22 protein-coding genes are annotated in these 22,419 nt (G+C 66.2%); 6 read left to right on the top strand and 16 right to left on the bottom strand.

Translation table 11 applies throughout. The annotated features are described in order from the left end of the window. Window positions 1-18: 18 nt before the first annotated feature. From trmD to rpsP, 4 genes are read right to left on the bottom strand one after another with little or no spacing between them, the layout of a single operon-like run. Window positions 19-711, bottom strand: coding sequence for a tRNA (guanosine(37)-N1)-methyltransferase TrmD (gene trmD, locus AADH62_RS06940; protein ID WP_228178148.1), 693 nt, complete (start codon window positions 709-711; stop codon window positions 19-21). A gap of 1 nt (window position 712) precedes the next feature. Then, a complete protein-coding gene (rimM, locus tag AADH62_RS06935) occupies window positions 713-1,357 on the bottom strand; it encodes a ribosome maturation factor RimM (RefSeq protein WP_341578819.1) in 645 nt (214 codons plus the stop codon). 1 nt (window position 1,358) lies between these two features. Continuing rightward, window positions 1,359-1,589, bottom strand: a complete 231-nt coding sequence (locus tag AADH62_RS06930) for an RNA-binding protein (protein ID WP_228178146.1) — start codon at window positions 1,587-1,589, stop codon at window positions 1,359-1,361. 4 nt (window positions 1,590-1,593) lie between these two features. Continuing rightward, window positions 1,594-2,025, bottom strand: a complete 432-nt coding sequence (rpsP, locus tag AADH62_RS06925; protein ID WP_331791530.1) for a 30S ribosomal protein S16 — start codon at window positions 2,023-2,025, stop codon at window positions 1,594-1,596. A gap of 237 nt (window positions 2,026-2,262) precedes the next feature. Between rpsP and AADH62_RS06920 the strand changes: the two genes are divergently transcribed. Beyond that, window positions 2,263-3,423 (top strand): glutamate--cysteine ligase, encoded by a 1,161-nt coding sequence (locus AADH62_RS06920; RefSeq protein ID WP_331791529.1) that lies wholly within the window; start codon window positions 2,263-2,265, stop codon window positions 3,421-3,423. Between the two features lie 9 nt (window positions 3,424-3,432). On the opposite strand, the gene AADH62_RS06915 is transcribed toward AADH62_RS06920, so the two are convergent. Continuing rightward, window positions 3,433-5,208, bottom strand: a complete 1,776-nt coding sequence (locus tag AADH62_RS06915; RefSeq protein ID WP_341578818.1) for a glycosyltransferase — start codon at window positions 5,206-5,208, stop codon at window positions 3,433-3,435. On the opposite strand from AADH62_RS06915, the gene AADH62_RS06910 reads away from it, so the two are divergent. Then, window positions 5,198-6,181: a hypothetical protein gene (locus AADH62_RS06910; protein ID WP_341578817.1), complete on the top strand. Its 984-nt coding sequence runs from the start codon at window positions 5,198-5,200 to the stop codon at window positions 6,179-6,181. The genes AADH62_RS06915 and AADH62_RS06910 overlap by 11 nt on opposite strands. 305 nt (window positions 6,182-6,486) lie before the next feature. Here AADH62_RS06910 and ffh read toward each other — a convergent pair whose 3' ends face one another. Beyond that, window positions 6,487-8,055, bottom strand: coding sequence for a signal recognition particle protein (gene ffh, locus AADH62_RS06905; protein WP_341578816.1), 1,569 nt, complete (start codon window positions 8,053-8,055; stop codon window positions 6,487-6,489). Between the two features lie 35 nt (window positions 8,056-8,090). After that, window positions 8,091-8,651: a TetR/AcrR family transcriptional regulator gene (locus AADH62_RS06900; RefSeq protein WP_341578815.1), complete on the bottom strand. Its 561-nt coding sequence runs from the start codon at window positions 8,649-8,651 to the stop codon at window positions 8,091-8,093. A gap of 78 nt (window positions 8,652-8,729) precedes the next feature. Here AADH62_RS06900 and lipB point away from each other — a divergent pair, with 78 nt between their 5' ends. Then, entirely contained in the window at window positions 8,730-9,368 is a 639-nt protein-coding gene (lipB, locus tag AADH62_RS06895; RefSeq protein WP_341578814.1) for a lipoyl(octanoyl) transferase LipB, read from the top strand. A 29-nt stretch (window positions 9,369-9,397) separates the two neighbouring features. Further along, on the top strand, window positions 9,398-10,411 hold the full coding sequence (gene lipA / locus AADH62_RS06890) for a lipoyl synthase (protein ID WP_341578947.1): 1,014 nt from the start codon (window positions 9,398-9,400) through the stop codon (window positions 10,409-10,411). A gap of 12 nt (window positions 10,412-10,423) precedes the next feature. Here lipA and AADH62_RS06885 read toward each other — a convergent pair whose 3' ends face one another. Genes AADH62_RS06885 through smc form a run of 3 tightly spaced genes read right to left on the bottom strand, consistent with a single transcriptional unit; the run spans window position 10,424 to window position 15,375 of the window. After that, on the bottom strand, window positions 10,424-10,924 hold the full coding sequence (locus AADH62_RS06885) for a DUF2004 domain-containing protein (RefSeq protein ID WP_341578813.1): 501 nt from the start codon (window positions 10,922-10,924) through the stop codon (window positions 10,424-10,426). Window positions 10,925-10,980: 56 nt separating this feature from the next. Continuing rightward, window positions 10,981-11,853, bottom strand: a complete 873-nt coding sequence (gene ftsY / locus AADH62_RS06880) for a signal recognition particle-docking protein FtsY (RefSeq protein ID WP_292712407.1) — start codon at window positions 11,851-11,853, stop codon at window positions 10,981-10,983. A 15-nt stretch (window positions 11,854-11,868) separates the two neighbouring features. Next, the gene (gene smc, locus AADH62_RS06875; RefSeq protein ID WP_341578812.1) at window positions 11,869-15,375 is read right to left on the bottom strand and encodes a chromosome segregation protein SMC; all 3,507 of its coding nucleotides are present in this window, start codon (window positions 15,373-15,375) and stop codon (window positions 11,869-11,871) included. A 460-nt stretch (window positions 15,376-15,835) separates the two neighbouring features. Here smc and AADH62_RS06870 point away from each other — a divergent pair, with 460 nt between their 5' ends. Together AADH62_RS06870 and AADH62_RS06865 are read left to right on the top strand one after the other, a co-directional pair. Continuing rightward, window positions 15,836-16,078, top strand: a complete 243-nt coding sequence (locus AADH62_RS06870) for a hypothetical protein (RefSeq protein WP_292712411.1) — start codon at window positions 15,836-15,838, stop codon at window positions 16,076-16,078. 14 nt (window positions 16,079-16,092) lie between these two features. Then, the gene (locus AADH62_RS06865) at window positions 16,093-17,172 is read left to right on the top strand and encodes a GNAT family N-acetyltransferase (RefSeq protein ID WP_331791522.1); all 1,080 of its coding nucleotides are present in this window, start codon (window positions 16,093-16,095) and stop codon (window positions 17,170-17,172) included. Here AADH62_RS06865 and mutM read toward each other — a convergent pair. The 6 genes from mutM to AADH62_RS06835 all read right to left on the bottom strand — a co-directional run bounded on the left by mutM (window position 17,162) and on the right by AADH62_RS06835 (window position 22,385). Beyond that, the gene (gene mutM, locus AADH62_RS06860; RefSeq protein WP_331791521.1) at window positions 17,162-18,085 is read right to left on the bottom strand and encodes a bifunctional DNA-formamidopyrimidine glycosylase/DNA-(apurinic or apyrimidinic site) lyase; all 924 of its coding nucleotides are present in this window, start codon (window positions 18,083-18,085) and stop codon (window positions 17,162-17,164) included. The genes AADH62_RS06865 and mutM overlap by 11 nt on opposite strands. Before the next feature lie 44 nt (window positions 18,086-18,129). Beyond that, window positions 18,130-18,816, bottom strand: coding sequence for a ribonuclease III (gene rnc, locus AADH62_RS06855; protein WP_331791520.1), 687 nt, complete (start codon window positions 18,814-18,816; stop codon window positions 18,130-18,132). Between the two features lie 13 nt (window positions 18,817-18,829). After that, entirely contained in the window at window positions 18,830-19,039 is a 210-nt protein-coding gene (rpmF, locus tag AADH62_RS06850) for a 50S ribosomal protein L32 (RefSeq protein ID WP_195691641.1), read from the bottom strand. Between the two features lie 33 nt (window positions 19,040-19,072). Continuing rightward, window positions 19,073-19,564: a YceD family protein gene (locus tag AADH62_RS06845; protein ID WP_292712454.1), complete on the bottom strand. Its 492-nt coding sequence runs from the start codon at window positions 19,562-19,564 to the stop codon at window positions 19,073-19,075. A 112-nt stretch (window positions 19,565-19,676) separates the two neighbouring features. Beyond that, entirely contained in the window at window positions 19,677-20,174 is a 498-nt protein-coding gene (coaD, locus tag AADH62_RS06840) for a pantetheine-phosphate adenylyltransferase (RefSeq protein WP_228178124.1), read from the bottom strand. Window positions 20,175-20,198: 24 nt separating this feature from the next. Next, window positions 20,199-22,385, bottom strand: coding sequence for an ATP-dependent DNA helicase RecG (locus tag AADH62_RS06835; RefSeq protein ID WP_341578811.1), 2,187 nt, complete (start codon window positions 22,383-22,385; stop codon window positions 20,199-20,201). Between the last annotated feature and the right edge of the window lie 34 nt (window positions 22,386-22,419).

Here is a 22,419-nt window from a genome sequence, read left to right as displayed (position 1 = left end):
CGCCTCAGCGGCACATCCTCACTCCGGCAGCAGATCAGGGCGGCGCGTCCGGGTGCGCTCGATCTGTTGTTCTGCGCGCCACTGCGCAATCGCACCGTGATTGCCGCTGAGCAGGATGTCGGGCACGGCGCGATCTCGCCAAACGGCGGGCTTCGTGTACGACGGATACTCCAGGAGCCCATTTTCGTGGGACTCCTCGACGATGCTCGCCGGGTTGCCGACCATCCCAGGAATGAGGCGTCCGACGGCTTCGATCATCGCCATGGCCGCCACTTCGCCCCCGTTGAGAACGTAGTCACCGAGGCTTATGAGGCGAACCGAGCCGCGCGCGGAGGCCTCCTCGAACACGCGCTCGTCGATGCCCTCGTATCGCCCACAGCCGAAGACGAGGTGCTCTTCGAGGGCGAGCTCACGCGCGGTCGACTGGCGGAACAGTTCCCCAGCCGGCGACGGGAACACGATCGTCGGCCGAGGTGACGCATCGACTGGAGCGAGTTCGTCCAGCGCCTCGCCCCAGGGTTCGGGCTTCATGACCATCCCGGCACCGCCCCCGTAGGGCGTGTCATCGACGGTGCGGTGACGGTCGTGCGTCCACTGACGCAGATCGTGAACGCGGACATCGAGGAGGCCACGCTCGCGAGCCTTGCCGATCAGCGAAACCTCGAGGACGTCGAAGAACGCGGGGAAGATCGTGACGACGTCGATCCGCACGTCAGTTCCCGTCGGTGTCGGCAGCCGGGTCCTCGGGGGAATCGTCGGAGGATGCCGCCGGTTCGGGATCCTCGTCGACGAGGTCTTCGAACAGGCCCGCCGGTGGCGTGACGACGACGTAACCCGCGGCGGGATCGACCACCGGCACGATCGCCTTGACGAAAGGCACGAGCACCTCGCGATCAGCGTCGGCGCGGACGATCAACAGGTCCTGCGCCGGCAGGTGCTCGACCCGGATCACGCGGCCGACCGAGGCGCCATCACGGCGAACGTCAAGGCCGACGAGTTGATGATCAAACCAGGCATCCTCTTCCTCGGATGCCGCGTCAGCTGCCTCATCGACCCAGAGGATGGCACGCACGAGGCTTTCGGCGGCTGTCCGATCGTCGACCCCCTCGAAGAAGGCGACCGGGTGGGAGTTCATCCAGCGGAACTCCCGAACGGTCAACGGCTTGCCGTGCCAGGGCGAGGTGTCGGGAACCTGGAGGGTGAACGTCGCTCCCGGGACGAACCGGCCGTCCGGATTGTCGGTGTACAGCTCAAGCTTCAGCGCACCCTTCAGGCCGTGCGCCTTCACGAGGCGTCCGACCCGCAGCTGGGTTCCTGCCGAAGGGGGCGGCGCGGGGCGCCCGTCCGAATCGACCACCTCAGTCGTCCGCGACGTCAACCCGCACGCGGCGCCCGTCGGCCAGTGCCGAGATCAGGGTGCGGATTGCTTTGGCCGTGCGACCGCCGCGACCGATGACGCGTCCTCGGTCGTCGGGGTGCACGTGCACCTCGAGCACCTCACCGCGTGAGGACTCCGACGAAAGGATACGCACGTCATCCGGGTTGTCGACGATCCCCTTGACGACGTGTTCGAGCGCGGCGGCGAGCACGGACTCAGGCTTCTGCGGTCTCGGCCGACTCAGCGGCCTCGGGTGCAGCGTCGGCGTCGCCCACGGGGGCCTCCTCAGCCTTCTTCTCAGCCTTGGGCTTGACGACCGACTTCTTGGAGGTCTCGACCTCGAAGACAGGCTTTGCCTCGGCGGTCTTCAACGTGGAGACAGCGTTCTTGTCACCCTTGAAGGTCCCCCAGTCGCCGGTGATCTTGAGGATGGCGCGCACCTGCTCGGTCGGCTGGGCGCCGACGCTCAGCCAGTACTGGGCACGAGCAGAGTCGACCTCGATGAACGAGGGCTCCTCGGTCGGGTGGTACTTGCCGATCTCTTCGATGACGCGTCCGTCGCGCTTGGTGCGCGAGTCTGCGACGACGATGCGGTAGTACGGGGCACGGATCTTACCGAGCCGCTTGAGGCGGATCTTGACAGCCACGATTCTCCTGTGTGGTGGATTCGAACGAACTGATCGCCTGGAGCGTGGGGTGCACACCCGGCGGAAGCTCAAAGGGGGCGGATGCGCTGGATAGAGGGTCGAGCGCGGTCCGACCCTCTATTCTGCCAGATCCGACCGGATGCCGAGAACCGACGACGCGCAGGTGCCCTCGAGGGGTACTCGTCGCACCGTGTCGCAATCGGGTCAGAGAGTGTCGGTGCATGCCAAACTGACGCCATGACGCTCGGCTTTGCGACATCCGCTCGCTCCTCCGTCGGCCTGGAGTGGGAGCTCATGCTCGCCGACCGCAGCACGGGTGACCTTGCCGGCCGGGCTCCCGAGGTCCTCGATGAACTCGCGCCCACGATTGAGCTCGAGCGTTTTTCGCTCACAAGCGAATTGCTCACCAACACGGTGGAGGTGACCAGCGGGATCGGGTCGACCGTGGCCGAAGCAGCCGAAGACATGGTGGACGGCATCCGCGCCCTGCGGACAGCGACCGAGCCGCGAGACCTCGACCTGCTGTGCGCCGGCTCGCATCCGTTCGCGCAATGGTATGACCAGGAGGTCACCAACAAGACGCGATACCAGGCACTCATCGAGCGAACCCAGTGGTGGGGTCGGAACATGATGATCTGGGGCATCCATATCCATGTGGGTGTCGAGGACGTCAACAAGGTCATGCCACTCATCCGTGCCCTGTCGACCTATCTCCCCCACCTTCAGTCGCTATCGGCGTCGAGTCCCTTCTGGGCAGGAGACCGAACCGGCTATGCCTCGAACCGGGCGCTCGTCTTCCAGCAGCTCCCCACCGCGGGCCTGCCGTGGCTGCTCGATGACTGGGAGAGCTTCGAGGCGTACCTGGGTGACATGGTGAGCACCGGCGTCATGGCCGACGCGACCGAGGTCCGGTGGGACATCCGACCCGCACCGCGCTGGGGAACGATCGAGGTGCGCGCCTGCGACGGGATGTCGACCCTGCCCGAGCTTGCAGCGGTCGCCGCCCTCGTCCAGGTGTTGGTGGAGCACTTCTCGCGGCGGCTGGACGACGGGGAGGACCTGACCGGGATCCAGCCCTGGTTCATCAGGGAGAACAAGTGGCGCGCTGCCAGGTACGGCCTGGATGCCGAGATCATCGTCGACCGTCAGGGAACGCTTACGCCCGTTCGCCAGCATCTGCGCGAGGTCCTCGACGATCTCGCCGAGATCTCCGTCGAGCTCAAGTGCGCCAAAGAATTCGCCGGAGTCGAGCAGATCCTCGCCAGCGGAGCGAGCTACGAGCGGCAACTGCGGGTCGCGGACGAGAACGGTGGCGACCTGCGAGCGGTAGTGCGACACCTTGTGACGGAGTTCCGTGACGGGCCGACCCTGCGCGACCATCTGAACGCCCTGCGTTAGCGGGCCGGGTCACCACGACATCCGGCGTTGACGCTCACCGGCGCTGCGCTCCTCCCGCTCCTCCGGGGTGAGTTCGACCTCCGACTCTTCGTCGGCGGATGGCTCCTCGGGCGGCACCGGATCGGGATGCCCCGCGGGGCCGGCGTGTGGCGCAGCGAACCGGGACGTGCCGTGCTCGGTCTTCTCCCAGTAGTGCGGCCTGGTGACCAGCTGCCACAGAGCCTTGTACGCGGCAATCGAGTGCAGGATCCAGAACAGGGGCTTCAGGAGAGCCCACGGCACGAGTCCGAAAAGCCCCCGCTTGTACGGCCCCATCATGTTCATGTAGATCAACAGGGAGTAGCCGAGCAGGAAGTTCAAAGCGCTCAGGACGATCACGATCGGCGGAACCTCGACCGGAACGACGTAGAACGGCAACGCAAGGGCGAGCACGAGCAGGATCGCGAACGGGATCACGCTCAGGAACGTGAAGGGTGTGCCGGCGATCAGCAGCGCGAACGCAGCGAACCGGCGGAGGCCGATCCGGCGGATCAGCGCTATGGGCTGCCGCGAGTGGACCAGGGCCGTCTGCATATATCCCTTGATCCACCGGCTGCGTTGCTTGATGAACTGCGGAATGCGCGAGGTCGCCTCCTCCATCGTCGTGGCATCGACGACACCAACGCGGTAGCCGAGCGCACTGGCGCGGATGCCGAGGTCGGCGTCCTCGGTGACGTTGTAGGGGTCCCATCCTCCGAGGCGCCGCAGCGCCGTCATCCGGAAGTGGTTCGATGTCCCCCCGAGCGGGATGGGGAGGTCCGAGTCTTCGAGGCCCATGAGCATGTAGTCGAACCATGCCCCGTACTCGAGGGTGAACAGGCGGGTGAGGGCGTTCTCGCGGGCGTTGAAGTAGTTGAGCGACGCCTGAACGACGGCCGTCGATTCGTCGGTGCGCGAGAACACGATGACCGCCTTCTTCAGCTGGTCGGGTTCAGGCGCATCTTCGGCATCGAAGATCACGAGGAACTCGCCACGCGCCAGCTCGAGGCCGACGTTGCACGCGCGTGGCTTGGTCTGTGGCACTCCGGCAGGTATGGGCACGACGATGAAGTGCTCCGGGACTGCTGAGCGGGCGATCGCCGCCCGGGTCGCGTCATCGCCCTCTTCGACGAGGATCAGCACCTCGAGGCGGTCACGCGGATAGTCCAGACGCCCGAGATTCGTCATGAGCTGGGCGACGACCTTCTCTTCGCGAAAGACCGGCACCAACACGGTGTAGAACGGGAGCTCGTCCTCGTCGAGCATCGCCAGCTCGAACCGCGACACCTTGTTCACCAGGTCGTAGCGGGATCCCCGGAAGGCGACGACGAACTTGAAGAGGACGCTCGCCAGGAAGAAGAGATTGATGGCGGCGAGGATGACGACAAGTGTCACTCCGGTCAGCAGGACTGCACCGAGCACCGCGACGCTGGCCACAATCGCGAAACCGATCACCTGGCCGCGCGAGAGTACGGTGCGCGCCGAACGCACCGGATTCGCGTTGGCGAGCCCATCTGCCGCCTCGGCAGCGAACTCTGCCGCGAACACCTCGATCACGGCGTCGACGATGAACTGCTGACTCACCGGCACGACTTCGATCGGCGCCCCAAGATCGTCTGAGATCGCTTCCTCCTGCGTGGGGTTCAGCTCGCGGGACGCGCCGACCAGAATCGTGCCGTCCTCGCCGGCCGCGAGCGGAATCCATCCCTCGCGGGCGTCGACCGCGCGAAAACCGACATCCAGGAGGCTCACATCGATGTCTGTCATCCGTTGCCCCGCTGGGCGAAGTGATGCCGAACCCGGTGAAGACGACCGACCACTCCTGGGCTTCGGGAAGTCGCGAGGCGACAACCCACCCGACGATGCCGACGAGCACCGAACACATCACGACGATCGCCGCGTGCTGCGCCGGCGACTCGGTCGGCAGGATGGCGACCGAAATATGCACGAGCAGATAGGCGAGTGCTGCAACAGCGATCAGCGGCGAACCCACCAGAACGCCGGCCAGAGCACCCACCGCGATCAGCAGCATCATGACTCCCGAGCGCGCGAAGCCGAAGACGCCGGCAGTGATCGCGACGACGAGCACGGGAGCCAGGTACAGCATGAGCGGCTCGCTGAGCGGATCCGAGACCAGCGCCTCGATCGCGCGGGCGGCACTTGTCGTGTCGGTACGGAGGAAGGTCAGCGGGCCGGAGCCGATGATCACGCCGGCAAGGGCAAGCGCGACGGTGACGGCAACAGTCGGAAACGCGACGATTACCGCGTTGGCAGCGCGCGCCTGTGGGCGGGAATGGATGAGCAGAGTTCCCACGATCGCGACGGTGAGCACGAGAGGAATGGCCCGCACATCGGTCATCGCCGCTGCCCCGAGCAGCAGCCCCGCACGAAACCCCGCCTGGGTGTTGGCGAGATTCTCAAAACGCACGATGTCGATGAGCCCGAAGCCGAAGAGGACGACAGCGCCGAACATCGTGATGTCGGTTGCAGAGAGCAGCACGAAGACCGGCGAGATCAGCAGAGAGACCAGGACGACGAGGCGAATGATGCCGTGCAGCCCGCGGCGAAACATCGCCTGATCAAGGCCCTGAAGGAAGAAGCCTCCGAGCAGTGCCCCGGCGAGGGCGAGGAGCAACTCCGAGGGAAGGACCACGGCCGGCAGTGTGCCCAGCGGCGGCGAGAAGGTCGTGAGGAGCTGCCCGAAATCCGCTGCACCTGCGCCGTCGCGGACACGGGCTAGGAGCGACTGATTGGCAGTGTCGTGCCACGGCTCGGGAGCCAGCAGCGCGTAGCGCACGACGGCGATGACCAGAGGGAGAGCGAGGATGCCGCGCATTGTCCAGCGCAGCCACGTGCGCCGAGGATAGGGCGGCAGGACACCTGCGGGACTCTCCAGGAAGCGCGGCACATCGCGGTCGAACAGGTGCTGGCCGCTGAGCACGGACATTCTCGGTTCCGCTCGCCGATGAAGACAGATGACGTGCGGATTGTAGCGAAAGCGCCGGCCCGTGGCGAGGCGTCAACGCCGCGATGTCAGCGCGGGCGTCAGTTCTTGCCGAGCATCTTCTGGAGCTCGGCAAGATCAGCCTCGCTCGGCGCCTGCGATCCTCCGCCCAGTCCGAAGCCCGAGCCGGTCGGCGTTGCATTCTGCGTCGTGAGCCCGGCGTTCTCGGCGGCACGCTTTGCGGGGTTACCCGAGCGAGAACCCTGACGCGCCTTCTGTGCCTTGGACTGCTTACCGCGCTTAGCAGTTGCACCGGGCCGACCGCCCCCGGGGACCGGACCCATACCGGGGATGTTGGGAACACCGCCGCGCGCGACGGTCTTCATCATCTTCGCCGCCTGGTCGAACCGCTGCACCAGCTGATTGACATCGGTGACTGTCATCCCCGAGCCGCGCGCGATACGCAGGCGGCGCGATCCGTTCAGAATCTTCGGGTTGCGCCGCTCACCCGGGGTCATCGACCGGATGATGGCCTCGGTGCGGTCGATCTCGCGCTCGTCGAAGTCGTCGAGCTGCTGCTTCATCTGCCCCATGCCCGGGAGCATCCCGAGCATCTTCTTCATCGAGCCCATCTTCTTGAGCTGCTGCATCTGCTCAAGGAAGTCTTCGAGCGTGAACTGCTCCGTCGCGAGCTTCTCGGCCATCTTGGCCGCCTCGGCCTCGTCGAAGGCGCTCTGAGCCTGTTCGATGAGGGTGAGGATGTCGCCGAGGTCCAGAATGCGGCTTGCCATCCGGTCGGGGTGGAACGGCTCGACGTCATCAAGCCCTTCGCCAGTGGACGCGAAGATGATGGGACGGCCGGTGACGGATGCAACGGACAGTGCCGCACCGCCGCGCGAGTCACCGTCGAGCTTCGAAAGCACGACCCCCGTGAAGTCGACACCCTCCTGGAACGCCTTCGCCGTGTTCACGGCGTCCTGACCGGTCAGTGCGTCGATGACGAAGAGCACCTCGTCGGGGTCAGTCGCCTTCCGGATGTCGGCAGCCTGCTTCATGAGTTCGGCATCCACACCGAGCCGGCCGGCGGTGTCGATGATCACGATGTCGTGCTGCTTCTGCTTCGCGAACTCGACGCCGTCTTTGGCGACTTTGACGGGGTTTCCGACGCCGTTGCCCGGCTCGGGTGCGTAGATCGCGGCTCCGGCCCGCTCGGCGACGACCTGGAGCTGGTTCACGGCGTTCGGGCGCTGGAGGTCACACGCGACAAGAAGCGGCGTGTGCCCATCCTTCTCGAGCATCTTCGCGAGCTTTCCCGCGAACGTCGTCTTTCCCGATCCCTGCAGGCCCGCCAGCATGATGACAGTCGGGGCCGTCTTGGCGAACTGCAGTCGGCGCTGCTGCCCGCCGAGGATGGCGATGAGCTCCTCGTTGACAATCTGCACAACCTGCTGAGCCGGGTTGAGGGCACGATTGACCTCGTCGCCGAGCGCGCGTTCGCGCACCTTCGCGGTGAACTCCTTCACCACAGGCAGGGCGACGTCGGCATCCAGGAGCGCGCGCCGGATCTCACGGACGGTCCCGTCGACATCCGCAGGCGTGAGCTTGCCCTTGGTACGGAGGTTGCGGAAGGTTTCGGTAAGGCGATCCGAGAGCGTGCCAAAGGTTGCCATGATCGTCCGATTCTACGGGAGGGTACCCTGCGGGATCAGCGAAGCACTCCCAGGGCGCGACGAAGGAGATCGTCGAGCCGCTCCCGGCCCGCACCAGCCAGAGCCCAGGCGCGCAGCGCAGCGATCACCGCGCCCGCATAGGCAGCTGCATATACTTCGGCTGCGAGCGCATCCTGCCCCGTCCGACGCAGGTAAGGACTGATCGCGGTGGCGATGCGCCACTGTCGCGTCGCCATCTCCTGCGTGAGCTCGGGAACGATCCCCATCGCGTCCGAGTTCACAAGCGCGAGCGCCAGTGCATCGGGGGCAAACCGCGAGAAGGCCTCACGCACGGCATCCGCCACGACCGCAGCGGGCTGCGATGACGGGCACGCAGCGGCAAGGAACGCGTCGAGGAACCCGATCCTCTCGTCCAGGCCCGACCAGAAGACCTCGGACTTCGACTCGAAGTAGTTGAAGAAGCTCGAACGGCTCACTCCGACCCGGCGAGCGATGTGCGCGACAGTCGTGCGCTCATATCCCTGTTCGAGGAAGAGTTCGCACGCCGCTTCGGCAATCAACTCCCGCGATACCGCGTGTGGTCGTCCTCCGGACATGGGGGAAGGGTACACGCTCGGTGTTGCCGGGATCCGGCGTATTGTTAGACGGAGTCCAATAATACGCCGGAGGCTTTCGTGATCGATGTCGTGGTGGCGGGGTTGTCTCCCGCGACGGTGCCCTATCTGGACGGCTGGGAGATGCAACGCCGCATCCATCGCGAGGTCGTCGCTGGTTCACGCCCCGACACGCTCATCCTGCTCGAACACGACCCGGTCTACACGGCAGGTAAGCGCACGGAGGCCCACGAGCGGCCCACCGACGGGACGCCGGTGATCGACGTCGATCGCGGTGGCAAAATCACTTGGCACGGTCCGGGGCAGCTCGTGGGCTATCCGATCCTGCGACTTTCCGATCCGATCGATGTCGTCGCTCACGTGCGGCGTCTGGAGCGGCTGCTGATCTCCGCCCTCTCCCACCACGGCGTCGAGGGCTACCAGGTCGAGGGCCGCAGTGGGGTCTGGGTGCGACGCCCCCTGTCGGAAGACAAGGTGGCGGCCATCGGCGTACGTGTGGAGAAGGGCGTGACGATGCACGGATTCGCCGTCAACTGCGACAACACGCTCGCCGGATTCCGCGGCATCATCCCCTGCGGGATCACGGATGCCGGTGTCACGACCGTCAGCGAAGTTGCGGGCGCATCGGTGAGCCCGGCCGACATCCTTCCCGCCGTCATCAGAGAATTCGAGCGAGAGTACGCGGAGGTCGCAGCGTGAGTACATGCGGGACGGGATCGACGGGCGACATCGGCGGGGCTGGAACGCAGACCGCACCGGATGGGAGAAAGCTCCTGCGGCTCGAGATCCGCAATGCGCTGACGCCCATCGAGCGAAAGCCAGAGTGGATCCGCACGAAGGCGAAGATGGGGCCGGAGTACACCCAACTGCAGCGTCTGGTGAAAGACGAAGGTCTTCACACGGTCTGCCAAGAGGCCGGCTGCCCAAACATCTACGAGTGCTGGGAAGACCGCGAAGCGACGTTCCTCATTGGCGGGTCCCAGTGCACCCGCCGTTGCGACTTCTGCCAGATCGACACGGGCAAGCCCGCGGCGTACGACACCGACGAGCCGCGGCGGGTTGCCGAGAGCGTGCAGCGGATGCAGCTGCGCTACGCGACGGTCACCTGTGTCGCCCGGGACGATCTTCCCGACGGGGGTGCGTGGCTGAACGCTGAGACGGTGCGGCAGATTCACGCCGTGAACCCGGGCACCGGTGTCGAACTACTCGCGACAGACTTCAACGGAGAGCCGGCGCTGCTCGATGAGGTCTTCGCGGCACGCCCCGAAGTCTTCGCACACAACGTTGAGACAGTCCCGAGGATCTTCAAGCGGATCCGCCCCGCCTTCCGCTACGAGCGCTCGCTGGACGTGCTGACTCAGGCTCGGCGGGCAGGACTGATCACCAAGTCCAATCTCATCCTCGGGATGGGTGAGGAGCCTGAAGAAGTCGTGCAGGCGCTACGCGATCTCCACGAGGCCGGTACCGACATCATCACCATCACCCAGTACCTCCGCCCGTCCCCGCGGCACCTTCCGGTCGCGCGCTGGGTCAAGCCTGACGAGTTCGTCGCCTTCAAGGAGGAAGCCGAGCGCATCGGATTCCTCGGAGTGCTGGCAGGCCCCCTCGTGCGTTCGTCTTACCGGGCCGGCAGACTGTGGGCACAGTCGATGCTCTCGAAGGGGCGGGAGATCCCCGAGAACCTGTCACACCTCGCCGATGACATCGCGCGAGAGGGCCTCAGCTTCGCCCAGGCTGTGTGAGGCGCCGCGCAGTCAGTCCGCGCTGGTGACCGAGAGCACCGTGCCGTCGGAGGCCATGTTCACCAGCAGCACGTCGTCCGTGGCGTCCGGATCGAGTGCGTACTCGAGCACGGCAAAGGGATCGGATCCGCCGTGCTCATCGGCGAGGATCGTCATGCTCATCAGTTGCAGGGCACGGATGACGTCGATGTGGGTGTCTCCCGAAACGTCGACAAGGAACGACTCCAACTCCTCGCCCAGTATTTCCTGCTGCTGCAGGATGTACTCGGTCACCTCGCTCGTGCGCTCGCTCAGCTGCGACACCATCGCCTCGCGAGCGATCCGATCGATCGTCTCGAGAGAGGAGATGAGACTTGCGGCAACGTCGAGCGCGGCCGGCGAGACGTCGTCTTGGTCGGGCGCAGTCAGATCGACGGTGACCGACTGATCTGCGAACTCCACGTTCTCAGACCAGAAAATCGAACCGTCGGGGCCAGATTCCAGCAGGCCGAAGAAGTCGTGCTCGATCGCCATATCCCCATGAAACCAGCCTCAGGCGCAGACCGATAGTCCTAGCGCCCGGCGCGGCGTCAATCGACGAGCGCAGCAGCGAAGACGTGCGGGGTGAACCCGGTGAGATCGCCGATTCCTTCGCCCTGCCCGAGGAGTTTGACGGGAATCCCGGTGCGCTCCTGCACGGCGAGCACGAAGCCGCCCTTTGCCGAGCCGTCGAGCTTCGTGAGAACGAGACCGGTGACGCCGGCGTGCTCCAGGAACGCCTCGGCCTGCACGACGCCGTTCTGGCCCGTTGTCGCATCGAGGACGAGGAGGACCTCGCTGATCGGCGCCTGCTTCTCGATTACCCGGCGGATCTTGCCGAGCTCATCCATCAGGCCACCCTTGGTGTGCAGGCGCCCTGCTGTGTCGACAAGGACGATCTCGGTGCCGGTGTTCTTCGCGTACTCGATCGTCTGATACGCCACGGATGCCGGGTCTTGCCCCTCGTGCTGCGGGCGGACGATGTGCGCGCCTCCGCGCTCAGCCCACGTCGCGAGCTGGTCGACGGCTGCCGCGCGGAAGGTGTCGGCGGCGCCCACCACAACGCTGCGCTGGTAGCGGCGCAAGAAGTTCGCGAACTTGCCGATCGTCGTGGTCTTTCCCACGCCGTTGACCCCGACCACGAGCACCACGGCCGGGCGCTCGGTGAGCTTGAGCGTGGTGTCGAACTTCGCGAAGTGCTCTTCGAGCGTTTCTTTGAGCATCCGCTGCAGGTCACGCGGATCGGTGGTGCGGTACCGGTCGACCTTCTCGCGAAGCTCATCCACGATGCGCTCGGTGATGTCGGGACCGAAGTCGGCAGTCAGAAGCGCCGTCTCGAGGTCCTCCCACGTCGTCTCATCGATCGTGGGCTTGACGAACATGCCGCGAAGCGCTCGTCCGAGCGACCAGGATGATTCGGCCATATCTCCAGCCTAGGGTCAGCTGGCCGCGCGATCGGCGATCCGCTGCCCGACGACCGCGGACACGCCATCCTGTCTCATCGAGACACCGTAGAGCGCGTCGGCGATCTCCATTGTTCGCTTCTGGTGGGTGATGACGATCAGCTGGCTGCTGCCGCGCAGCTGCTCGAACACACCGAGGAGGCGACCGAGGTTCGCGTCATCGAGGGCAGCCTCCACCTCGTCGAGGATGTAGAACGGGCTCGGCCTCGCCTTGAAGATCGCCGTCAGCAGCGCCACCGCAGCCAGCGATCGCTCGCCACCGGACAGCAGCGAGAGCCGTTCGATCTTCTTCCCGACCGGTCGCACCGAAACCTCGATTCCCGTGGTCAACGGGTTGTCGGGATCGGTCAAGCTCAGGCTTCCAGACCCCCCGGGGAACAGGACGGGGAAGACCTCGTCGAAAGCGATGCGTGTGTCCTCGAATGCCGCGAGGAAGATCGTCTGCATCCGCTCGTCGAGGTCGTCGATGATCGTCACGAGGTCTTTGCGCGTGCTCGTGAGGTCGGCGAGCTGCTCGGTGAGGAACGTATGCCGCTGCTCAAGCGCAGCGAACTCCTCGAGCGCGAGCGGATTCACCCGACCCAATTGGGCGAGTTTGCGCTCAGCATCCTGGAGCCGCTTGCGCTGACTCGCGCGGTCGAAAGCCACCGGCTCCTCGCCCTCATCGGCGGGAATCGGCTGATCGGGACCATATTCGGAAATCAGAATGTCTTCCTCAAGACTCAGTTCTGATCGTGCCCGGTCGAGAATGCTCGTGACGTGCAGGCGCTTCTCGTGCATCTGCAGCTCGAGCCCATGAACGCTCTCGGTCAGTCCCGCCAGTCGCTCCCTCACCGCCGCCTCGTCGGCGCGGACTGCCGACAACTCCGACGTCACGGCTGAGCGCGCAGACTCTGCCTCGGCGAGTTCGAGACGCGCCGCCGAGACCGACCGGTCGACCGAGTCGAGCACGGCAGGCAGGGTTGCGGCGACGTCGGCGGCTACCTGGCGTTGGCGTCGACGGATGACCGCACGACGAGCTGCTTCGGCAGCGGCCGCGGCCTCACGTTCACGCTGGCGCTCGAGCTGCTGCACACGTGCCTGCCCGGCACGAACACGCTCGCGGAGCGTTTCGACCTCCAGTCGCGCCCGCATCTCGTGCTCTCGTGCTCTCTCGAGCGCCTCGAGTAGCCCGTCGCGCGCAGAGGCGTCCAGGATGGGGCGTGGCGCCTCAAGCGCGTGCTGCAATTGTGTCTGCGCCGATGCGGCGGCAGCGGCTGCGTCGTCCCGCGCGGTCTGCGCCTGCGCGCGCCCTGCCTCCAGTCGCTCGCACTCCGCGCTGGCAGCCTCCAGCTGCACTGTGGCGCGGTTGACGTGCTCTGCGTGCGCGGCCACTGCCGCATCGTGCTCGCGCAACCGTGTCAGCGCAGCACTGGTGTACCGTTTGGCTTCTTCGGACGCGGCCCGCGCATCGGCGAGCGCTTCGCGTAGGGAGTCGGCCACCACGACGAGTTCATCGCGACGCTCGGCAGCGGCATCCCGTTCGGCCAGAAGCTCGAGGCGCGATCGTGAGGCTCCGGCACCGGCGCGCAGTGACGAACCAGTGAACACCTCTCCGGCGCGGGTGACGACGGTGATCGTGCGGGGGTCGGCAACGACCGACGGCGCGCTCCTGCGAACCGCGTCGAGGTCATCCGCGATGAGAACGCGCGTCAGAAGCGCCAGCACGCCGGCGGGACCCGTGACGACATCCGCGGCGGGGCGCAACGGGTCGAAACCTGACAGATCGTCCTGGGGCGCCGAGAGCTCACCGATGACGAAGTCGACCACCCCGCGATCGGCGTCGCGCACGCGCTCGGCAAGTGCGAAGCCATCGTTGAGGCTGTCGACCAGCACACCTTCGGCGCGGGGACCGAGCACAGCGGCAATGGCAGCCTCGTAGCCGGGCGTGATCTGGATGGCGTCGCCGACCAGACTCCGAACTCCGGGAGCTCCCTCAGCGATGAGGTCGGCAGAGGCGTTCTTGACGCCCAGTGCACGCGTCAGCGCGGTGGTCTGGGCGGTGAGCGCTTCGATCTCGCGCTCGGCGCCGTGAAGGCGGTCACGCAACTCCGAAACCCGGGTCTCGGCATCCGTCGCCCGGCGGCCCGCTTCGTCGTACTCGGCCGCGTACTGCGCTGCGCTGCCCTCGGGAACGAGCTCTGGATCAACGCCGGCGAGCTCGGCTGCTGCAGACTCACGGCGGGCCGTCGCGGCGTCCAGCGCGCGTTGCTGGCGGGCCAAAGCATCGTCGATGGCCGCCAGGGCAGATTCGGCGGCGTCCGCGGATCCCCGCAGCGCGGTGAGCTTCATCTCATGCTGCGAAACCAGCGCGCTCTGCTCGGCGATATCGACGTCCAGCGCATCCAGCTCAGCACGAGCCCGGATGACGTCGCGGGCAGCATCGGATGCCGCATCCTCGGCTTCCAGGAGCCCTGCAGACACCTCGTCGATCTCAGCCCGCGCGTCATCGATCATCGCGCTGGTGACGGTACGAACTGCCGCACTGTCGTCGTCGGCCGATTCTCCGAGCAGCGTCAGCCGCTGCCCGGCGAGCGAATACAGTCCGCGCAGGCGCTCCTGCACGCGCTCGAGCGAGAAGAGCACTCGCCGCGCACCGTCGACAGCCTCGGACCGCTGTTCCGACTCGAGCTGCGCGATCCGGATCCGCAGCTGGTCCGAGCGGTCCTGCAGCACGAGGCGTTCGGCATGGCGCTCGTGCTCGGCGCGCATGTGGTCAGCCAGTTCCGCGCGCAGACCGACGAGTTCATCGGCGATCAGGCGAGCCTTCGCGTCACGCACAACGGCGGCGATCGTGGCAGCTTCCCGGGCAATCTCGGCCTGACGCCCCAGAGGCTTGAGCTGTCGGCGAAGCTCACCGGCAAGATCGCTCAGGCGTGTGAGGTTGGCTTCCATCGCCTCGAGCTTGCGAAGCGTCTTCTCTTTCCGGCGCCGATGCTTGAGGATGCCGGCGGCTTCTTCGATGAAGCCGCGCCGATCCTCGGGTGAAGCCTGCAGGACCGTGTCGAGGCGGCCTTGCCCCACGATGACGTGCATTTCACGGCCCAGGCCCGAATCACTCAGGAGCTCTTGCACGTCGAGCAGGCGGCATCCTTCGCCGTTGATCGCGTACTCGCTCGCTCCGTTGCGGAACAGCGTTCGACTGATCGTGACCTCGGAGTACTCGATCGGCAAGACACCGTCGCTGTTGTCGATCGTAAGCTGCACCTCGGCGCGACCCAGCGGCCCGCGCGTCGAGGTACCGGCGAAGATGACGTCTTCCATCTTTCCGCCGCGCAGGGTCTTGGCGCCCTGCTCCCCCATGACCCAGGCCAGCGCATCGACGACGTTGGACTTGCCAGAACCGTTGGGGCCGACAATTGCGGTGACCCCCGGTTCGAAAGCGAACGTGGTCGGCTGGGCGAACGACTTGAACCCCTTGAGCGTGACGCTCTTCAGGTGCATGCGCGTTCCTTCCCGACCTGTGGCGTATCGACCCCACGTCCGACCGTCGACCTACGGTACCCTGCTGCGACGCTTCCCCGAGGGAGCCAGGCCCAGGACGGGCGACACGCCCGGATGACCACGAATTCTGGGAGCTTGCTTGACGAAGACGGGTTCGACCCGCTAGCGTCTCAGATCGCGACACGTCACGAGAGGAGGACAGCCATGATGATTCGCACTGCAGTGTTTGGACACACCCCGTTGCGCGTACCCATGGGACTGACCTCCCCGGGATTGCTCGCCGCTCCCACCGCCGCCTAAAGCGCGCTGGTTGAGCCACCGGACCTCATCGGTTCCGGTCACACGGACCCACCGTCCGTTCACTTCTCCGCATCTGCGCTGACCGTTACGTCAGACCACGGATGCCTCCCCGCTGCATGCCGGAAGAACACCGGCATCCGCAGCTGACCAAAGGTCTCTCATGTACACCACACTCGAGCCCGTCGAGGCTCTCACCACCCACCCCCAGGTCCGTCGACATCTGACGGTTGCCGAGCGCGCAAGTCTGCGGATCGCCGTCTGGGTTCTCACGCAGCACCTTCGTCGTGCGGCTTCCCGGGAACAGCGCGAGGTCGCACGCCTCCGCTACGAACAGGAGCGGGCACGCGAAGAGCGTGCGGCTCACGCCCTGCGCCTGGCTGCTTGGCACCTGAACGCCCGCTGATCGAAGGATCCGACGTGACCACCGCAACAGCCGATATCCGGCCCCTCACCATCCCGAGCAGTCTCAACGCCCCCGAGGCCGCGGACTTTCTCGAGATGGTGAGGGTCCGCAACATCGTCTACGACGAGATCAGCGGCAATCGCGACGAGGAACTCGAACCCGCCGTCCTCCTCCCCCATTACCAGCCGTCCCCGTTCGAGCAGCGGCTCATCTGGGGCGTCTGGAGCGGCGACGAGCTCGTGGGACGCGCAGGGCTTGATCTTCCGAACGATGGCGATGCCACCGTCGCCTACGCGCAGATCGAACTCCGCCGCCACGCGTGGAGCCGCGGCATCGGAAGCACGGCGCTCGGCATCCTGGAGGCAGCCGCCGCAGCGAACGGCCGCCGCATCATTCAGTCGTGGATCGAGCATCCAACGGCAGACGGTCAGCAGGTGACACCGCCGACCGGCTTCGGGCGGATTCCCCTCGATCACGCTGCCCGATTTGCGCTCCGCCACGGCTACGCACTGGAGCAGGTCGAACGTAAGAGCATCCTCGACATTTCGGCCACCAGCGTCGAGTTGGTGGGCGAGCTCCATGAGCAGGCATCGGCGGCCGCAGCCGGATACGACATCGTCTCGTGGCACCCACCGACTCCTCCGGAGTTCGTGACCGACTACGCCTGGATGAAGTCGCGGATGAGTGTGGACGCACCGAGCGCGGGAATGGAGATGGCGGAGGAGAGCTGGGACGCTGCCAGGATTGTCGAACACGACACTCACTGGATCGACGGGGGCCGCGACGTGCTCATCGTCGCGGCACGCGATCGCGGGTCCGGCCGACTCGTGGCCTTCACCGAGCTGGCGTCGAGCCCCGGTCACCCCGTGACGCACCAGGAGGACACGCTCGTGCTGCGCGAGCACCGCGGTCACCGACTCGGCATGCTGATCAAGACCGCTGCGCTTCTTCTGTGGCGTGATCTCGCGCCGCACACGCAGCGGATTCTCACCTACAACGCCGAAGAGAACCGGCCGATGCTGGCCGTGAACGAAGAGATCGGGTTCCGCCCGGTCGCCTACATCGGCGCGTGGAAGAAGACGCTTACGCTGTGAGCCGGGGCGGTCGTTGGCAGTGCGGGCAGAAATGGCTTGAGCGGTTCGTGAACGATACCTTCACGATCGGGGCACCGCACCGTGCGCACGGCTGGCCGGTGCGACCGTACGCGTTCAGGGAGTGCGCGAAGTAGCCGGCCTGCCCGTTCACGTTGACGTACTGTGCGTCGAAACTCGTGCCGCCCTCCGCGACAGCTTTCTCCAGCACGGCCCGCACTTCGGCGATCAGGCGGTAGACGGCGCGAGTACTCAGGTCCGAAGCCCGCGTGTCGGGGTGGATTCGCGCTGCCCACAACGACTCGTCGGCGTAGATGTTTCCGATGCCCGAGACCACGGTTTGGTCAAGCAGCACGCGCTTGATCGCCGACGCCTTGTGCTCCAGGGTGCGGCGAAAGGCCCGAAGGTCGAATCCCGGATCCAGAGGATCCCGCGCGATGTGCGCGACCTGAGCCGGGACGAGTGCGTCGTCAGTGCCGTATCCGCCCGCACGTGCGTCGGCAGTGTCCTGAAGAGGATCGATCGCGAGCGAACCGAACGTGCGTTGATCAGCGAACACCACCGCGAGATCGCCATGCTCCGGATGCCGGATGTCGAGCCGCACGCGCTCGTGCCGCTCTGGAGGCGCCCCGGAAGGCCGCAGCAGCATCTGCCCGCTCATACCGAGGTGCGCGACCAGAGCTTCGGCGGGCACCGCGCCCGGAGCGCCGGGTGCTAGCGGGATCCACAGGAACTTGCCCCGTCTTGCCGGGCCCCCCAGGGTGCGGCCGAGGAGCCGAGCCTCGAAGTCCGATGCTCCCGGCGGATGCCGCGTCAGCGCGCGACCATCGATGACGGTGGCTGACTCGATGACGGCATCCGTAACCGCCGGCGCGAGACCGGCGCGGACGACCTCGACCTCAGGAAGTTCAGGCATCGTTCTCGGGCATCGTGCTCAGGCATCGCGTTCGGGGAGCGAGATCACGTGCGCGCGGTGAGGTCGCGCCAGGCCCGGAGGGCAGCAGCCATCTCGGCGTGCTTCTTGCTGGTCCCGACGCCCTCAGCGCGGTGATCACCGACGACCACGATCGCGGTGAAGCGGCGGTCATGATCGGGCCCCGTCGATGAGACCTCATACGCCGGCGGGGCAACGCTACGACGGGCAGCAAGCTCCTGCAGCGCCGTCTTGGGATCGACGGCGGCTCCGTAGCGGTCTGGATCGGACAGCAGCGGCTCGATCAGGCGAAGAACGAGGTCGGATGCCGCATCCGGGCCCGCCGACAGATAGGTGGCCCCGAAGACGGCTTCCATGGTGTCGGCCAAGATCGAGTCCTTCTCCCGGCCTCCGGTCTGCTCCTCGCCTCTCCCGAGCTTGACGTACGCGCCGAGATCGATGCCGCGGGCAACCTCTGCCAGCGCGACAGTCGACACCACGGCTGCGCGCCGCTTGGCGAGCGAACCCTCGTCGAGTTCGGGATGCGCGCGGAACAGCCGCACGGTCACGGCCTGGCCGAGCACGGAGTCGCCGAGGAACTCGAGCCGTTCGTTGTGGGGCACTCCGCCGTTCTCGTAGGCCCAGGACCGGTGGGTCAGTGCCAGCGCGAGAAGCTCGGGGTCGATGTCGACCCCGAGCTTCTGCGCGAGTTCAGCGGACTCGCGAGTCGTCACGTCTCTGCGACGCTCAGACGTCGGCGACCTTGCGGCCCTTGTATTCGAGGAACAGCTCGGTGCCCTGCGAGTCGGTGACGACCTTCGCCTGGTGCGGACGGCTGTAGACGGTCTTGCCGTTCTCGACGGTCTTGACGAGGGTGGGCGCATCGGCCTTCCACTGCGCACGGCGCGAGCGGGTGTTCGAACGCGAGACCTTGCGCTTCGGGGGGTTACCAGCCATTGTTCAGCTCTTCTCTTTCTTCTCGGCAGCCACTCACGCGCGTGCGTCGTGGTCGCCGTGGTCTGTGGTGTCGTCCTGGGTGGTGTAGCGCTGGAGCGCCGCCCACCGGGAATCGATGGGTTCGCTCGCGGGCGAACCGGTGCTCTCGGTCAGTCGCTCACCCGTGACCGGATCAAGGCCGGGGCAATCCGGCTGACACACCGGCTGAAATGGAAGCGACAGGACTACCGCATCCCTGACCAGAGTTTCAAGATCCACGTGGTCGTCTTGAACCTCGAAGTCAGTTTCTTCCTGCCCAGGATACGCGAAAAGCTCCTGGAACGCGACGCGGACGCCTTCGGCGACCTCATTGAGGCACCGTCCGCACACGCCGGTGTACTCGGTGTCGACCTCGCCGGTGGCGAGGATCCCCTCGTGCACGCTCTCCACCCGGACATCAAGAACGATCGGTTCGCCCTCCGCGACCGAGACCAACCCTTCGCCCCACTTCTGCGGCGCCGGGATCTCGAGGGAGAACTCTCGCATCTCGCCGGGACGGTGCGTGATGTCACGGACGGGGACCACGAACGGTCCGGAGTGCTGCCTACTCACGGGGGACCATGCTACCCGCGTGAGAGGGAACGGGCTCGATGACGGCTCAGAGGTCGTGGCCGCCGGTGTGCAGGAATCGAGCGACCGCGGGCGGTACGTACGCCGAGACGTCACCGCCGAGGGCCGCTACCTGCCGCACCAATGAGCTCGACACCATCGCGTGCGACGGATCCGGCAGCAAAAAGACCGTCTCCACGTCTGCGAGATCACGGTTCACGACGGCCATGGGCACTTCGTAGACGACATCCGCCTGCGAACGAATGCCCTTGACCAGTACGCCGGCGTTGACGTCGCGTGCGTAGTCGACGAGCAGGCCCACGCTCCAGGAGGCAACGACAACGCTGCCTTCGATGTCAGCCTCGGCGATGGACTGCTCCAGAAGAGACAGACGCTGGGCGATCGGCAACATTGCTTCTTTGCCCGGGTTGTGGACGACGACCACGTGCAACTGGTCATACAGGCGCGCAGCGCGACGGATGACGTCGAGGTGACCCCTCGTCGGCGGATCGAAGGAACCCGGAACCACGGCGATCCGACTGTTCATGAGTCAAGCCTATCGGGGGCAGGATCAGTTCTTGGCGAGAGCTGCCCGCTCCTGCTGACCGACCCGCCGCTCAATCTCGTCAGAGAGAGGACGGTGAGACAGCAACGCCGGGTCAGCCGCGAGGATGTCTTCGGCAGCCGCGCGGGCGCGGGCGATGAGATCGGCATCTGTCACGACGCGCAGGAGGCGCAGCGACGACCTTGCGCCGGACTGCGCCGCACCCAGCACGTCACCCTCGCCGCGCAGTTCGAGATCGACTTCGGCGAGGGCGAACCCGTCGAGGGTCGCAGCCACCGCCTCCACACGCGCACGCCCCGACGTTCCTTGCTCGCTCTCGGTCACGAGCAGACATAGGCCCGGCACGGAACCGCGCCCGACGCGTCCGCGCAGCTGGTGTAGCTGAGACACGCCGAAGCGGTCAGCCTCGAGGATCACCATCGTCGAGGCATTCGGAACGTCCACACCCACCTCGACGACGGTCGTGGCGACAAGAACGTCGATGCGCCCTGCGGCGAAGGCCTGCATGACGGCATCCTTCTGTTCCGCCGGCATCTTGCCGTGGAGGATCTCGACCGAGAGGTTCTCGAAAGCCGGATGACGCGACAGCAGTTCAGCGACCTGGACAACGCCCCAGCGCGTCTTGCGCGACGATTCCTCTGCCGTCGCTTCGGCAGCGTCGCCCGCCGGAACATCGGCTACCTCGTCTGCTGCTGGCTTGCCCGCTGCAGCGGCATCGATTGACGGGCACACGACGAAGGCCTGACGACCCTGGGCTACCTCTTCGGCCACGCGCTCCCACACGCGCGCGAACCACGCGGGGCGGTCGGCTATCGGCGCAACGAATGATTCGATACCGGCACGACCCGCGGGCATCGAGCGGATCGTGGAGACGTCGAGATCACCGAAGACCGTCATCGCAACGGTTCGGGGAATCGGCGTCGCGGTGAGCACGAGCGCGTGCGGCGTCGTCCCCTTCGCTCGCAGCGCCTCACGCTGGTCGACACCGAACCGATGCTGCTCGTCAACAACGACCAGTCCGAGGTCAGCGAAGGTTGTCGCCTCGCTCAGGAGCGCGTGCGTGCCCACGACAATGCGCGACTGCCCGGATGCGACGCGCAATGCCGCCCGACGCCGCTCGGCCGCTGTCAACTGACCGGTCAGCAGCGTCGGCATGAGCTCGACCGCCAGGTCGGGGCCGAGCATCCGCGCGATCGAGCGCAGGTGCTGGGATGCGAGAACTTCGGTCGGAGCGATGAGAGCGGACTGTCCGCCGCTCTGGGCTACTTGCAGCATTGCACGCAACGCAACGAGCGTCTTGCCCGACCCGACCTCGCCCTGAAGGAGCCGATTCATGGGCCACTCGCCCACCAGGTCGCGGGAGATCTCATCGCCGACCGACACCTGATCGGGCGTGCGAGTGAACGGTAGCGCTGCGTCGAATCGTTCAAGCAGAGCGCCTGGCTCTCTCGGCGTCGCCGACATGGCCCGGACGAACTGGCGCTGCTGCAAGAGCGCGGTCTGAAGCACGAGCGCTTCATGCCAGCGCAGGGTCCGCCGAGCGGGCTCGACCTGATCCGGGAAGTCGGGCCGGTGAATGCGATCGAAAGCCATGCGATACGACAGCAGACCATGAGCCCGCCGCAGATCTTCGGGAAGAGGCTCCGGCAGATCGTCGAGCCCGTCGAGAACCATCCCCACGAACTTCGCGATCTGCCAGCTCGCCAGGGACGCCGTAGCCGGGTAGATCGGGACGGGAAGATTCGCCGTTGCTTCGGCCGTCGCCCTCGCGCGGTCCTCGTCGTCGAACAGCTCATAGTCGGGGTGCGCGAGCTGCAGCGACCTGCGGTACTCCCCCACTTTGCCTGCAAACACCCCACGCCTGCCGGGTGTCAGCTCTTTCATCCGCCAGGACTGGTTGAAGAAGGTCAGGGTGAGTTCCCCGTTGCCGTCACTGATCACGACCTCGAGCAGAGATCCCCGGCGGTTCTGCATCCGCCGCTCGGAGGCCCGGCGAACCTCAGCGACGATCGTGACAGGTTCACCGATGGGCAGGGACGCAATGGGGGTGAGTTCTCCCCGTCGCGCGTAGCGACGAGGGTAATGCTCAAGCAGGTCACCTACCGTTCGCATCGCGAAGGCACGCTCGAGAGCCTTGGCCGTCTTGCCGCCAAGCGCGCCATCCAGCCGCGACGACAGCGTGAGGGCGACCATGCTCCTGAGTTTAGGCAGAGCATCCGACGCGCGG

Source organism: Microbacterium schleiferi, assembly GCF_038150145.1.
Classification (GTDB): domain Bacteria; phylum Actinomycetota; class Actinomycetes; order Actinomycetales; family Microbacteriaceae; genus Microbacterium; species Microbacterium schleiferi_B.
Note: the sequence above shows the minus strand (reverse complement) of the source record. Positions and strands in the feature narration are given on the sequence as shown.

Coding starts and splice junctions, on each gene's coding strand:
- mutM (WP_331791521.1), bottom strand. CDS start 18,085: ATGCCTGAACTTCCTGAGGTCGAGGTCGTCCGCGCCGGTCTCGCGCCG.
- AADH62_RS06920 (WP_331791529.1), top strand. CDS start 2,263: ATGACGCTCGGCTTTGCGACATCCGCTCGCTCCTCCGTCGGCCTGGAG.
- rpmF (WP_195691641.1), bottom strand. CDS start 19,039: ATGGCTGGTAACCCCCCGAAGCGCAAGGTCTCGCGTTCGAACACCCGC.
- ftsY (WP_292712407.1), bottom strand. CDS start 11,853: ATGGCCGAATCATCCTGGTCGCTCGGACGAGCGCTTCGCGGCATGTTC.
- ffh (WP_341578816.1), bottom strand. CDS start 8,055: ATGGCAACCTTTGGCACGCTCTCGGATCGCCTTACCGAAACCTTCCGC.
- AADH62_RS06900 (WP_341578815.1), bottom strand. CDS start 8,651: ATGTCCGGAGGACGACCACACGCGGTATCGCGGGAGTTGATTGCCGAA.
- AADH62_RS06915 (WP_341578818.1), bottom strand. CDS start 5,208: ATGACAGACATCGATGTGAGCCTCCTGGATGTCGGTTTTCGCGCGGTC.
- AADH62_RS06835 (WP_341578811.1), bottom strand. CDS start 22,385: ATGGTCGCCCTCACGCTGTCGTCGCGGCTGGATGGCGCGCTTGGCGGC.
- smc (WP_341578812.1), bottom strand. CDS start 15,375: ATGCACCTGAAGAGCGTCACGCTCAAGGGGTTCAAGTCGTTCGCCCAG.
- coaD (WP_228178124.1), bottom strand. CDS start 20,174: ATGAACAGTCGGATCGCCGTGGTTCCGGGTTCCTTCGATCCGCCGACG.
- AADH62_RS06845 (WP_292712454.1), bottom strand. CDS start 19,564: ATGCGAGAGTTCTCCCTCGAGATCCCGGCGCCGCAGAAGTGGGGCGAA.
- AADH62_RS06910 (WP_341578817.1), top strand. CDS start 5,198: ATGTCTGTCATCCGTTGCCCCGCTGGGCGAAGTGATGCCGAACCCGGT.
- AADH62_RS06870 (WP_292712411.1), top strand. CDS start 15,836: ATGTACACCACACTCGAGCCCGTCGAGGCTCTCACCACCCACCCCCAG.
- AADH62_RS06885 (WP_341578813.1), bottom strand. CDS start 10,924: ATGGCGATCGAGCACGACTTCTTCGGCCTGCTGGAATCTGGCCCCGAC.